At 61.1% G+C, this 13,390-nt stretch carries 11 protein-coding genes; 3 read left to right on the forward strand and 8 right to left on the reverse strand.

Annotated features, from left to right (window positions below; all coding sequences use genetic code 11):
- Nucleotides 1-47 precede the first annotated feature (47 nt).
- The 8 genes from DOD19_RS02430 to DOD19_RS02465 form a co-directional block, all read right to left on the reverse strand.
- Nucleotides 48-554 carry a hypothetical protein gene (locus DOD19_RS02430; RefSeq protein ID WP_204360019.1) on the reverse strand — a complete coding sequence of 169 codons (507 nt, stop codon included), beginning with the start codon at nucleotides 552-554 and terminating at the stop codon, nucleotides 48-50.
- A gap of 13 nt (nucleotides 555-567) precedes the next feature.
- Nucleotides 568-1,764 carry a helicase-related protein gene (locus DOD19_RS27670; protein WP_204360020.1) on the reverse strand — a complete coding sequence of 399 codons (1,197 nt, stop codon included), beginning with the start codon at nucleotides 1,762-1,764 and terminating at the stop codon, nucleotides 568-570.
- Entirely contained in the window at nucleotides 1,749-3,353 is a 1,605-nt protein-coding gene (locus DOD19_RS27675; protein WP_204360021.1) for a hypothetical protein, read from the reverse strand. Before DOD19_RS27675 ends, DOD19_RS27670 begins: the two co-directional genes overlap by 16 nt.
- Nucleotides 3,337-5,694, reverse strand: coding sequence for a hypothetical protein (locus DOD19_RS02440; RefSeq protein ID WP_204360022.1), 2,358 nt, complete (start codon nucleotides 5,692-5,694; stop codon nucleotides 3,337-3,339). Before DOD19_RS02440 ends, DOD19_RS27675 begins: the two co-directional genes overlap by 17 nt.
- Before the next feature lie 444 nt (nucleotides 5,695-6,138).
- A complete protein-coding gene (locus DOD19_RS02445) occupies nucleotides 6,139-7,776 on the reverse strand; it encodes an N-6 DNA methylase (protein ID WP_112184303.1) in 1,638 nt (545 codons plus the stop codon).
- A gap of 783 nt (nucleotides 7,777-8,559) precedes the next feature.
- Nucleotides 8,560-9,279 carry a site-2 protease family protein gene (locus DOD19_RS02455; protein ID WP_112183829.1) on the reverse strand — a complete coding sequence of 240 codons (720 nt, stop codon included), beginning with the start codon at nucleotides 9,277-9,279 and terminating at the stop codon, nucleotides 8,560-8,562.
- A gap of 3 nt (nucleotides 9,280-9,282) precedes the next feature.
- Entirely contained in the window at nucleotides 9,283-10,212 is a 930-nt protein-coding gene (locus DOD19_RS02460) for a DUF2167 domain-containing protein (RefSeq protein WP_112183831.1), read from the reverse strand.
- 145 nt (nucleotides 10,213-10,357) lie between these two features.
- Complete coding sequence (locus tag DOD19_RS02465) at nucleotides 10,358-10,900, reverse strand: ester cyclase (protein ID WP_112183833.1); 543 nt, start codon at nucleotides 10,898-10,900, stop codon at nucleotides 10,358-10,360.
- 254 nt (nucleotides 10,901-11,154) lie between these two features.
- Here DOD19_RS02465 and DOD19_RS02470 point away from each other — a divergent pair, with 254 nt between their 5' ends.
- From DOD19_RS02470 to DOD19_RS02480, 3 genes are all read left to right on the forward strand, one after another.
- Entirely contained in the window at nucleotides 11,155-11,685 is a 531-nt protein-coding gene (locus tag DOD19_RS02470; protein ID WP_024974910.1) for a hypothetical protein, read from the forward strand.
- A gap of 109 nt (nucleotides 11,686-11,794) precedes the next feature.
- Nucleotides 11,795-12,565: an IclR family transcriptional regulator gene (locus DOD19_RS02475; RefSeq protein WP_112183835.1), complete on the forward strand. Its 771-nt coding sequence runs from the start codon at nucleotides 11,795-11,797 to the stop codon at nucleotides 12,563-12,565.
- A 59-nt stretch (nucleotides 12,566-12,624) separates the two neighbouring features.
- Nucleotides 12,625-13,389, forward strand: a complete 765-nt coding sequence (locus tag DOD19_RS02480) for a glutamine ABC transporter substrate-binding protein (RefSeq protein WP_024974912.1) — start codon at nucleotides 12,625-12,627, stop codon at nucleotides 13,387-13,389.
- Nucleotide 13,390 lies beyond the last annotated feature (1 nt).

A 13,390-nucleotide genomic window follows, 5' to 3' on the forward strand; every position in this document is an offset into this window, starting at 1 on the left:
GGCCAAATCGAAAGGCTATGACGAGTGGCGCTTGTTCCAGCTCGCCTTCATCCTGGCGTCAATCCCAGCGTTCGCGACTCGCATCTCCGATTGGGGCAATGGTTAGGTGTCAGGTTCACCAGGTTCTTGTCTAGCTCCGCAAGCGTCTCATAGTCCTGGAACATCCCGCAGGTCCGACAGACGAATGTCAGAGGTGCCGGCGTGTACTCCATGTGGGACGGCCGGCAGAGGTAGAAGCGGTCCTGGCCCGGCAGCTGGAATTCCGTCCTGGCCGGGTTCAGCAGGGCATTGTCGACGCACTGGCTCGGCAGGACGCGCGGCTTAGTTGGGTCGCCGTCGCGCGCAGATGAGGCTGTGTTGAACCAAGCACGCCCGAGTTCGTTCATCCGCTCGAACACCAAGTCCATGGTCGATGCGGATAGTTCTATGGACTCACCAGCCACCGAGCGGGCGATGCATGCCCCCATTCCTCCCTCGAAGGTGAAGAAGCTTTCTGGTGCATAGGCCGTCGCAAGCTGGTTGCGAGAGCGATTCATGGTCTTGGCTTTGGCCATCTTATTGGTTCCCTCAGCTACGCGCTTCCGTGGCACTGTCTGTGGAATCGATGTCTGCTCCGGAACCTCGCCGGATGAAGAACATCGCCCGAGCCGTCATACCGTCCCTCACGGGCTTGAATGAGGCATCGACGCCCGACTCGTGAATTAATCCTGGCTGGTCCACGTCGCGCAGTGATGTCATCGGCCGCAGCAGGCTGTTGCGGGCAGCAAAGAACTTGACCAGGTGCGTCGCGTTGACCAGTCGGTCGACTCCAAAGTCCTGCTGGTAGTGGGTGAGCTGCTCCTTGAGCAGGGACCGGTAATAGCTCTTGCCTTCCGGCGAAGGCGAGAAGGATAGGCCTAGTGCCTTCTCCATGAACGCTTCCGTGGCCTTCATGTTGGCCGGCACGTCCAAGAAGTCTCGCACATCGGGCGCCATCGCAAACGTGGGGCTGTTGCGCTTCTTGTCGTCATCGGCGGCACACAGGCGCTCGATGGCGTTCATGCCGCAGACGTACTCCTGGAAGAAGCTTGGCATCACGCGCACGAGCGCCTTCTCGGCCCACCGGTCTACAGCAGCAGGCAGAATCATCCGTTCTAGGAACCGGTGGAAGATGTCGTGAATCTCCAGCACAAACCGGTCTCGATACCGCTGGGGCACAGGTACCAGCAGTGAGAAGCCCACGTGCGTGCGGCCAACGCGTGACGATGCCTGGATGTATTCGGCAATATCCGACGGAATGCCCGCAAAGAACATCGCGTTGAACTCCTCCACGTCCACGCCGTGCGATATCGCGGAAGTGGCGATGACCGATCGGAGTGTGTCATTTAGCTCTGGGAAAGGCTTGTTGACGCCAACGCGGGTCTCGGCCCGCCGGACAATTTCTTGAATGTCCGCGGCAGAGACGGCACCTGAAATAAGCTCCGAGTTCAACTCGTGGTCGGCGTACCCCTCGGCTTGGTGGAGTTTCTCGAACTGCACCTTCTCAGTGTCTATAACCTGGTCGCCGCCTTTCTTGTTGGTGACGTAGGTCAGGGCAATGCGGTGCAAGTCGACGAGCGTCAGCAGTGTCGCAGCATCGGTGCCAGCCAGGAGCCGAACGAACTGCGCTTGAAGAGGACCGGCTGACACCCATCGAATCAGCTCGGCGCGGGCGGCTTTCTCCTTGACCGGGTCCTCACTGCGCAGGCGCTCGTACAAACCGGTGAGCATCAGGTGGTAACCCACGCCTCGAACGGAATACCTAGCGGCGACTTTTGCATGCCTGGCCCGCTCCAATGTGCGCGGGATTTCTCAAGGATTTCCAACCCGCAGCGGATGGCGCTCAATTCCCGGCGCCACGCCGCGAGGTCTAGATGCAGCTTCTCGCGCTCCGCGGTCAGTTGTTCGGCGGCATTCGGCCCCTCGAGGCCCTGGCCCACGGGATGTTTCTCAACCTCCGCGAGCCACGCGTCGTAGGTGGTAATGAGGGGCGTCAGGCCAGCTAGGCAATCGGGCTGGGATAGCTTTTCGATGTTGCGCTCAACGGCGCTATCTGTCGGGATGATTCGGGGCAGCACGTAACGTGGCGCCCACGTCGTCGTGAGCCGGTGTAGCGGACCGTCGGTGGCGAGGGTGATGCCACCGTTGAACCCCAACGCCGGGTATTTCAGGTACTGGTTGTACCGATAGGACGGTTTGACGCGGTCCAAGCGCAAGAACTGGTGGTCAGCCGCAGGCACTGTCACGGCCACGGAGACTTGGAAGAGCGAGGGCTCCAGATCCTTGAAGTTGACCTTGGTGAGCGGCGCGGTCCAGTTCTCCAAGGCCACGTGGACGGTCATGCGGGTCGCGTCGACTGGGTCAGGTACCGCCTGAACGACCCAGCGCAGCTCGATTTTGGGTATGACGACAGCGAGGTTCGAGGCACGAACTGCTTCTAAGTAGCGTTTCCAGTCGCGCACGTCGGACGGACGAACTCGGGCCCGACGGTAGCCCCACAACTTCCCTCCTGTGTCGGGGTCCGTGTTGGCCGCCCAGTCCGCGAGCTGCTTGGCGATGGTCTGGTTCAGAGCATCGCTCGCCTTCTTGGCATCGACGTCCGCCGTCGCCGCCGTGAATTCGAACGAAGGTAGGGAGAGCTCAAGCCGAAGCCACTTCGGAGGAGGAGAGATATTGTCTGCCAAACCGTCGGGCGTCGCCAGGCCGACGGCAATCTCCTGAGTTGGACGTGCTTCGCCTTCCTCGCCATTCTCGTCGTTAGCGCCTTCAGCCTCGGTCTCCTCTTCTGCCTGCGAACGGTCCAACCGGTTGTCAAAGGGCAATCCCATCGACTCGTACACACATTTGCGTGCATCGTAGCTTTTCGCAGCCCAGTCCGGATTCGTCTTGCCGCCTGGTAGCGAGGCAATGAGCTGGGTCAACGCCTCCTTAATTCTTCCGCGGATTTCGGCACGGGCTTCTTTGGTCAGCGGAAACGTGGGCTCTAGGCGGCCCCCGGGCTTTACGTCGTCCTCCCTCGGAAGGATGCGGACGTACACGGCGCCGGTCAGTGACACACTCAGAGTCGTATCTGCCGCGGCCGAGCGGATCTGGAAATCCATGCCGTGTGCGCTGATGCGGATTGGGTCCGCCTCCTCGTCACCACCGCGCTCCTCGGTAGGCATCGGCACGATGAATTCCGACATCAGTGCCGCACTGGGCTTGGTGCCATAGATGACCTTGTAGAACTCGCCCCGACCGGCAAGCCGCGCCGATAGGCCATTGAGCAAGCTGTCAACTACGGCCTCCTTGTACGCCGGATGGATGTCGCGTGGGTTTTTACTGAGGATGGGCACTTGTTTCCCCCTTCTTGTTTGTGGTCACACGCGCCGGCGGTGGCACAACGCGTTCGACTCGATAGACGTTACGAAGCGCCTCTTGCTGCAGCTGCCGGATGACGTCTTCGGGGACCTTGCGGTAGACCGCCGCACTTTCGGGCTGGAACAGGATTTCGGCGTACCGGGCCACCAGCTCTCTTCCAAGGTGTTGGTTTAAGAGTCGGGCATTCAGCACGAAACCCCAGTGCTGTTTTGCTGCCTCCTCGCTCATGCCCAAGGCTTTGCAGAAAGTGATGAAGTATTTGGCCTCTCTGGCGGCGTGGGGCCGCGTGTCGTTTTCCTGCAGGGCCAACCAGTAGTAGACACGTCCGAGCCTGCATTCCACCGCCTTAGGGTCAAGCTCAACCATCCTGGCGTGAATCTCACGTGCCACCGCCGACCGCTTCGTGGTTTTAAACATCAGAGCGCAGCGCCTCTGAACATCGTCGTGGTATAGCTTGAGCAACGTGCGCGCGGGGTCGACAACTGAGCTCACCCCTTCACTGTTCAGTTGGAGCGATGATTCCAACTTGGCGCGCAGTTCATCGCTCATGTCGAAGATGAAGTCGCCTTGTTGGATAGCGCTCGCCGGAGCACGCCGAAAGGGGGGATCGTCATCGGGCACGTGGCGATAGACCCAGCCGGATGCATACGTCTGGCCACCGCCCTCCAGCTCGAACTTGGAGTAGGAGTGCTCGCCGCTCTGACCGCTGTGGCCGTTCTCGTCGAACTTGAACGTCAGTGGCATCTCGCGAAGCTTACCGATGACGAGCGGGTTCGGAACCTCGGCTAGGCGCCGCTCGAGTTCCTGGGCTAGCAAGCCGATGCGTCCCCGGTAGGCTTTGAACGGTTCCAGCTCCTTCATGCCGGTCAGCGTCGCTAGGGTGGACTCGGCTTGCCGATAGGCGACCAAGACTGCGGTGCCGTGCTGCACTTCCGGATGCGTGACCAAGATGCGAAGCACGTCGGGGTTGATGCCGACGAACGCGAAATGCTTGCCTTTCCGGTCGCCGGCGAGTGTCTTGCCGACGGCGGAGAGCGTGTGCCACTCAATGCGTGTTTCCGCTGCGCGCCAATCGGCTCCTAGCTTCCGCTGGAGGAAACGATGCGCTAGCAGGACGTACCGGTTGCTCGGCAGCACGAGCGAGATGCCCTGTCGGCTGGCAACTACATGCTTCCGAACTTCGGCCAGCAAACGGGACGCCATTGGCGTGGCATCGTTCCAGTCGTCGATGAGTTTCTCCGCCTGCGCTGTGGCTTGTTCGACAGCGTCACGCACCTGGTTCAGCGCACCCGAGGCGAGGGCTGCCGCGAGTGCCAGCTTTACGGGTGTCCAAGCATTTTGTTGGCTGTAGTAATCGCTTTCTCCAGCTTCGACTGATGCTGCCGTGAGGTCGGTGTATCCCGCGGGCATGTTCGACAGCCGCAGGACATACATGCACGCTTGGAGTAACGCCTGAACAGCGGGGCTCTCCTCGCTGCCGGCAGACGAAGCCAAGCGTTGGAATTTCAGCGCGAGCTGAGATGCGTCCCGATCAACGATGCTCACGCTGAAATTCGAGTTGCTGCGCTGGGCGGGATGCCAGTCTTTAGCGACTGGATGCGCCGAGAGCAACACGTCCTCGGCTTCTGCGGCCCACACCTTCTTGGAGAAAGGTATCTTGGAATTCCGGAGTTGCACCTGCAGGTTGAAAAAGGTCTTCGGGTCATCCGTCACGATAACGGCCCCTGCATCAGAGAAGCCGTTCTCCCGAGCGAATGACAGGAAATCAGGAATGCGCTTAACCGCGGCGTAGTTCGTTCGCGACGCAGCGTCCGTCGCGTCAAGCAACAAGACCTCCGGGCGCCCTTGGCCCTTCAACGCTGGGTCGGCCAATGCAGTGCGCCACGAGTCCTTCTTTGCCGTGTGATGCATCACCATGAGAGCGCCTGGTGCCTTGTCAGGTGTGCCCCACTCGAGGTTAACTCTCTGCCGCAGGTCGCGCCGATGCGCGAGGCGTTCGACCTTAGTGAGGGTGCGCTCCAACGGGTTGGAGACTGTCGTGGTCCAAGTGCGTTTGGAGGGGTCGAAGACAAACGTTGGAATGAGTTCTGCGAGCGACGGGTCGGGGGACTCAGGGTTGTGCTGGCTGAGATCATTGAGGGCCCACAGCGCGGCCAAGAACGCGGGCGAGGACGTGCAGGCCTCCACTTCGGTTGAACCGTTTGCCCGCCGCACCCATAGGTCCCGATAAAGGGCGCTCATCAACTCGCGGTTGGCGAGCACGCTGTGGAGCGGGGCGCGGCATGCGTGGGTGCCGGGGAAGAGCAGGGTTCGCACGCCACGCAAGTCCTTAGCGAAAACGCGTTCAACGTTAGAGAGCGCGTGCAACAGGGGGAGTGCCGTCAGCTTGGCAGGCCAGACTAGGCAGAGTGTGACACCTCCTTGGTCGGCAGCGACGAGCAGCGTACTTACGAGTTCTTTCGCCCAGGGTTGTGGAGCGATGGTTTCATTGGCCGTCCGCGATAGGAAGGTCAAGGGAGCGCTTCCGGCACGAACCTGTGCCCATGGCCGTTGTGGGCGCGTAGGGACGGGTGGCGTGGCTGCGGCTGGTGGAACAGCTTCGGAATTTGCGGGTCGCAGCTTGTTTCCGACGGGCTTCGCAACAAACTTGCGAGCGAGTTCAGCAAGCTTTTCTCGCGCTTTCGCTTGGTCTGCCTGGCGTTTCGCCAATGATTTGAATGGAGGCATTACAAAGTCCGAACCATGTGTTGCCCTGCTTAATCATTTTTCGGAAACGAGCCCGAAAGCCAGGTCTACCGCTTCGTCCATTGACCTGCCTTTAGTAGCGGTTTCCTTGAGCACGCGCGGATCAGGCAGTGCGAGCTGGTTGAGTTCAAACACTGACACGTTCGTTGCGCCTGAGATGCACCGGAAGTAGCGTTCGACTGCGCTCGCGCTTAGCAGCTTTGCCAGCTTGCTGGGGGGTAGCGCTGGCTTTTCGCTCACAGCTTCGATGATGACGACGTGGTTTTCGCCTATGAACCCGCCAAAGGTGTCGAAGACACCAGGCGAGACAGCAGCTGCCACCAGGCGACGAGGCTGGTCGTTCGACGTCACACGCTGTACGACCACACAAGGTGAGGTGACAATTGACGTATGTTTTCTGTCACCGAGATCCACAAAGCGATGTTTACCATCGAAAGTGGATGTGTCCTCCAGTCTGACGATTCCTCCGGGGATAATGTCTCGGGACCACATCAGCGGCATAGCGGTGTGAGCCCTGAGGCGCCGGACATCCTGAAGGGATTCAAACTTAGGTCGCTTGTCGCGGTTCCACACGTACGCGCCGATGCGCACGCGGTAGCCATAGTCCGACAGGCGAGACTGAGATAGGGCGGCTGTCTTGAGCAGGGCCACGTCTTCGACCGAACGGGGAATCGGCCACGCCGCACCAGCATTGGGCAGGTTGCATTCACCGACGTTCGTGTACTGGCCAGTCGCCGACACTACCGATACGTTGGTTCTCAACTGTGTGCGGTCCGCTTCGGCACGTCGACATAGCACGGTCAACGCGGTCTCTTGCTCGACATCGATGAACACGCCCTGCCTGTCACTGACCATGCCTATATGCTCGACGTCAGTGTTTCGGAGAAGGAATTTGCGCAGCCGCCCGAAGTACTGGCCGGAAAGGAAGCTGGTCGGTGTGACCAGTGCGGCATGACCGCCGATACGCAGCAAGCGCACGCAGAGGGTTATGAAGAGAGCGTAGAGATTTGGCTGCGCTTCGATAACGTCTGTGTATACAGGGCGCAACGGTTCCAGCTCTTCCGCGGTCATCTTGCGGTATGGTGGATTGCAGACGACGACGTCGGCAGTCCCGAAGGCTGGGGCCAAGTGGGTCAGGGAGTCAGCCAAATTGACCATGAACGACGGAACATAGCCGGTCTCCAGGATTTCCTCGTGCAGAGCCATGCATAGGAAGTGCTTGGACAGCGCGCACAAAGTCTTGTCCAGGTCGAAACCATAGAGGTGCTTCTCAATGTGCTTGAGAATCCTTCTGGCCGTGTATCCCCGTCCTTTCAACGCTATTCGCATGCGCAACGCAATCGGGGCCAGGAAGGCCGCGCCACCGCATGCCGGATCGATGAAGGATTGGCTTCCAAAATCGACGCCTTGTGCCGCCAGGTCATCTAGCAGACCTTCGGTAAGCGATGCTGGCGTGAAGAACATCGCAAGCCGTTTTCGATGGCCTTCATCAGTTAACATCGCATAGGATGAACTGAGCCAATATGTGGCATCGAGAAAGCTGATCTGATTTAGTACTGTGACGAATGCACCCAGTTCGACCTCGGCAGCGAGGGCCTTCGAATAGGGTAAAGACGGCTTAGGAAGCCGGGGAAACGCTGTCTTGCACCACATGCGCAGCACGGTCCCAATGAGCGTTGGGACGTCAGCTCCGCAACGCCTAGCCGCCAAACCGAGGCCTCTGATGCGTCGCTTGATAGCGAGCTTCGATGGGTGCGTCATCCACCCATCCCGAGGCACGTCCTTTCCACGCCCGCGCTGTTGTCCGCTGGCCCTTCGGTCATTTACCCATCCCCTGACGCTGCTTTTTTATTACTGGAGGGGATTTTACTGGCCGGTAGATAATAATGAAATAATCTGCCGAAAAATGACTGACCCTCGGCAGGAGGAACAGCCGATGCACGTTCGTGTGGTCCAGTGGGAAAATAAGCTGCGAGCGACGTTCGAGGATGGCAGGGAACTCATCTGCAATGATGCGCAAGAGCTGGGGTTGCGGTTGCGTGGGCTCGGCGTGGCTCCGACCGATGTGTCAATACCTGACTGGCGTGAGGGGGATATTGCTCCGCACAGCGGGACCAAGATTGCACTGTTCATGGCCATGAAAGGGACTGAGAAGCCTGGGCATCGAACGTGACTGCTCCCGCGACAATGTTGAGAAAAATCCTTTCAAATCCTCCTCGACGGGTAGATTGACGGAAACCCGGGCGGCCGCCACACTACTGATGTGGTCAAACGAGCACAAAGTGTTAATTTGGCTCGAAAATTTGGCAGCGGGAAGTGTTGCATTGTGCTCGTGGCAACTTCCAAACTTTGTCGTACGCTTTCGAAACATAATTGTCACGAGACACGAATCGCTTCGGCGACCCCAAAAAAACCTCCGCTTGTGCGGAGGTTTTTTTATGCGCGCACGCTGCCGAGCATGTCGTGCAACTCGTGGCTCATCATCGCCAGAAAGACGACCAGGCCGATGTAGTACACCGTGTAGGTCAGCCGAGATTCGTTCGAGATGCTGTAGTACGCACGGTTTTCCGGCGCATGCGGGTCGTAACGCCAAGCCTTCATCAGCTGCGGCACGGCCAGCACCGCAATCAGGATCAGGATGGGGCTCGGCCGCCAGATGAACAGCGCCACCAGCACCGGCACCCCCAGAAACCAGATGCGCGGCGACAGCACTGCCGTAATGCGTCCGCCGTCAAACGGCGAGAGCGGGATCAGGTTGAACAGATTGAGGAAGCAGCCGGCGTAGGCCAGCGCCAGCAGCAACTGGCTGTCGGTGTAGCGCGCAAGCCCGTAGCACAGCATGGCGCCCACGGTGCCCGCCACGGGGCCTGCGAGGCCGATATGGGCTTCGGTTTCGACGTCCATCGGCTGCTCTTTCAGGTCGATCCACGCGCCCACGAACGGGATGAAGGTGGGCGCCCCCACCGCCAGCCCGCGTTGGCGTGCCGCCATGAAGTGGCCCATCTCGTGGATGAACAGCAGCACCACGAAGCCCACCGCATAGCGCCACCCGAATACGAAGGCATATGCGGCCACCGACAGCAGCATCGTGCCACCGGTGGTCAGCAGCTTGCCGAACTTCAGCCCTGAAAACAGCAGGATCAGCAGTTTGGCCACGGCTTATGCGCTCGGCTTGCGCTTGAAGAACTTGGCGATGGCTGCGCCAAAGCCCGCCACCGCCAGGATGGCCACCTTCGCAAACTTGGCCAGGAACGCAGCCATCACGGCAAACAGGCCCAGCTTCTTGGCAGCGATGCCACCCACCAGCGCGGCCAATCCGTACTCGGCCACCTTGTCGGTCTTCGAGTTGAAATCGGTGTACCGCTTGCCATCTTTGAAATCGAGATCGGCGAGCAGCTTTTGCACGGCGGGCTTGTCGGCGTCGACATGGTCGCGGCCGGTGATCAGGTTCAGGCTGATATAGCCGTCGCGGCCGAGTGCGTAGGTGTTGTAGTTGACCGCGCCGGGGTCGTCGGCCGGCTGGCCTTTGGAGCGCGCAGCCATCGACCAGATGAGGCGGTGCGTGGCGGCGTCATAGTGCGGACGCTCGACCCAGCCCTGGATTTCCAGTGCGGGGATGTCGCGCTTTTCGCGCTCTTCGTTGGCGGCAGCGGTGCCTTCCTTGAGCGATTTGTACAGATCGTCGACGTTCCAGTCGCGGGCGTCGTCATCCTTGATGTAGCCCGAGGCTTCGTACTTGGCGACCACCATCCATTCGTCATCGGCACTGGTGGGCATGACCAGACCGAGCATGTCGGGGTTGTTGCTGTTGCCCATGGCGTGCATGAGCTGCCCGGCAGCCGGCTGCGGGATGAACACCTCGTCCTTGCCGATCTTGAGCGTGGCCTGGTCACGCAGTTCGATCGACGTGGGGCCAACCTTCGCAGCGGCCTTGGCGGCGGACCAGGCCTGCTTCATTTCCTGTTGCGGATCGCTGGCCTGTTGCGCGTGGGCTGCCGTAGCGCCCATCGCCTCCATCGCACCCAGCACCGCCGCGCAGGCGAGCGTGCCCGCCCAGACGCGCAACGCGCCCTGAAACCCCTTTCCCATGGACTTCTCCCGAAGATGTTCTTGTGTGTTGATTGGCTCGATTCTTCTGATGCTTTGGCAGCCGCCGAGCGGTCTGCAAGCTGGGCCGAAGCATAGCGGGAGCGGGGAGTTGCGCTGTTAATGGGCGTTAATGAAGCCGTGTGGATTACGGTTGAAGGCCCATCTGCCGCAGCAGCGTCTGGTTGTCTTCGAGGTGCCAGTTTTCGGCGATCTTGCCGTCGGCAATCCGGTACAGGTCGAAGGCCTGGAAGTCGATCGGCTGGTTCTGCCCATGCGTGCGGCCGAACTCTCCGGTGAAGTGTCCGCGAAAGCGCAGGTGAACCGAAACGCGGTCACCGGCGACGACCATGTCTTCGATCTCCACGCGCATGTCGGGCACCGCCGTGCGGAACGCCTTGGATGCATCGAGCGGGCCTTGCGTGCCCTGCACGCGTCCGGCGGGCAATGTGCGGTCGACAAACGCGGGCGACAGGGCTTGCGTGGCATAGCCCGCATCACCGGTATGCCAGAAGGTGGCGTAGCGACGTGCGGCGAGCACGGCGGCTGCGGCCTGCGGCGTATCAGGCGCGGCGACGTGGTCCGCGCGGATGAGATCAGCATCGGACGTTGACGCAATAGCTGCGGGTGCCATTGCGAGGGCGGGCAGCGTCAGCACGGCGGCGGCAAGCAGGGCGGGGCGAGAAAGCATGGTGGACTCCGTTGGGTGGTGAAGCGCTGCACTGTAGATTTCCAATCACAGACGATAAAGGGCTTGTGAGTCGATCTGGTTTCAATCCAGATTTGATGATCGATCGCCATGCTGGTCGCCCGCACGAACGCAATGCTGCGCACGTGATAGTCGGTATCGCACGCCCGGCGGCGCGCAAATGGTCCGCGCTGCGCCGGGTTTTTCTAGACTGGCCCTTCATCGAACAGACGCATAAAAAAACAAGGGAGGGGACGGTGGATCTGAGCTACATCCTGTCGCGCACCGAGCGCGGCTCACAGGAGCTGCAGGCGCGCAGTGGGCACGTCACGCATCGGCAGCGGGCGATCCTGCTGCTGGTCAATGGCGAACGCTGCGCGGCAGAAATCCTGGCGCAGTTGAGCAGCGTCGGCCCAGACATTGACGATCGTGCCGAAGACCTCGCGCGCCTGATTGCCGACGGCTATGTCGCAAGCCGCGCGCCAACCAAGGTGGTGCCCAAGCCCAAGACGTCGCCCCAGCCGGCGCCTGCCACGCCATTTGCGCCGCGCCATGTGCGGCAGGCTTCGATTGCGGACTGGCGCCTGAGCCAAGCGGGCGCGTTCTCGGCCTTGCAGCGTTATCTGGCCGAAGGTCCGGAAGCGCCGATCGACTTTCTGAACGGCTTGGCCGCCCCGCTGTACGCCGCGCTGACGACGTGCCGCAACGAGGCATCGGCCCACGCCGTCGTCGCGTTTCTGGAAGCGCGCCTCGATGAGGAGGCTGGGAATGTGACCGCGGCGTCCTAGGTGTAAATACTGAATTCGCGATCTATTCCCGTTAAGTGGGAATGTCGCGTTGAAGTATTGAGAAAATCGTCGCATTCTCCGTCGCAACATCACTCGACGGAGTTTCGCGATGACCGAGCCGGGCCAGGCACCTTCACCAGCACAATCCGCTGCCGCTACCAGCGGCTCGGACCGCGTGCTGATGGTGCTCGCCACCATCGCGCGCCACGGCCGCCCGGTTGCGGCGCGCGAGCTGGTCGAACTGACCGGCCTGCCGCAGAGCACGCTCTACCGTCAGGTCGCGATGCTCAAGCGCTGGGGGTTCGTGCTCGAATCGGCCGGCACTTATGCTCCTGGCCCGATCAGCTTGCAGCTCGCACTGGGTTTCGACCACGCTTCGCACCTCGTGCAGGAAGCGCGCATCGGCATGGCCAAACTCGTGGCCGAGTCGGGCGAATCGGTGGGGCTGGTCGTGGCCGTCAAGGATCAGGCCGTCTGCCTGGAGATGGTCGAGAGCCAGCAGTCGCTGCGCTGCTCATTCGAAAAGGGGCGCGGCGTACCCCTGCTGGCCGGCGCCTCTGCCAAGTCGTTGCTGGCGTTCATGCCGCCCGCTGCCGCGCGCGCCATCCTCGCCGACTTGCTTGCCATCGATGCCGAGAGCCAGGCGCAACTGCAAACCGAACTCGCTGACATTCGCGCCGCGGGCTATGCGCTGTCCGAAGGCGAGGTCGACCCCGGCGTCTGGGGTGTGAGCGTGCCGGTGTTCCGTCTGCCCGGCCACGCGCTCGGCTCCATTACGTTGATGGCGCCAGCAACGCGCGTGCGTGGCAAGGAGCAACGCCTGATCGACATGACCGTTGCAGCGGCTGCATCCATTTCTGCGCGGCTGCAGGACATCTGAATTTTTGATTTTTCCGATTCTTTTTCTCACCCCACATGCATCACACAAGGAGACCACTCATGGGGAATCGTCGTCACTTCATGCATTCGATGCTGGCTTGTGCCGTGGCGTTGTCCGCTGCGGCGTCCTTCGCAACCGCTGCGCACGCTGCCGGCGAGCCACTGCGCGTGGCCACCGACGCCACGTTCGCGCCGATGGAGTTTGTCGAAAACGGCAAGCGCACCGGCTTTGATGTGGACCTGATCGACGCGCTGGCCCGCACCATGGGCCGTCCGGTCGAGTGGACCGATATCGACTTCAAGGGCCTCGTGCCTGGTCTGATCTCGCGCCGCTTCGACGTGGCCATCTCCGGCATCTACATCACGGAAGAGCGCAAGAAGGTGGTGGACTTCACGGTGCCGTACTACCACGGCGGTCTGGTCGCGCTGGTCAAGCAAGGCAACACGGCCATCAAGACGCCGGCTGATCTGAACGGCAAGAAGGTCAGCGTGCAGGTGGGTACCAAGTCGGTCAACTACCTGCGCGAAAACTACCCGAAGGTCGAGCGCGTGGAGGTCGAGAAGAACAACGAGATGTTCAACCTCGTCGAGATCGGCCGGGCCGATGCCGCTGTCACAGGCCGCCCGGCTGCCGCGTACTACGTGAAGGCGCGCCCGGGTCTGCGCCTGGTTGAGCCGGCGCTCACCACCGAGGAATATGGCATCGCCGTGCGTCGTGACCAGCCCGAGCTGACCAAGGCGTTGAACGCCGCGTTGGAGAAGATCAAGGCCGACGGCACGTACGAACAGATCGTCAAGAAGTGGTTTGGCGCCGCCGCCAAGTAAC

The organism is Ralstonia sp. GX3-BWBA (genome assembly GCF_003290055.1).
Classification (GTDB): Bacteria; Pseudomonadota; Gammaproteobacteria; order Burkholderiales; family Burkholderiaceae; genus Ralstonia; species Ralstonia holmesii.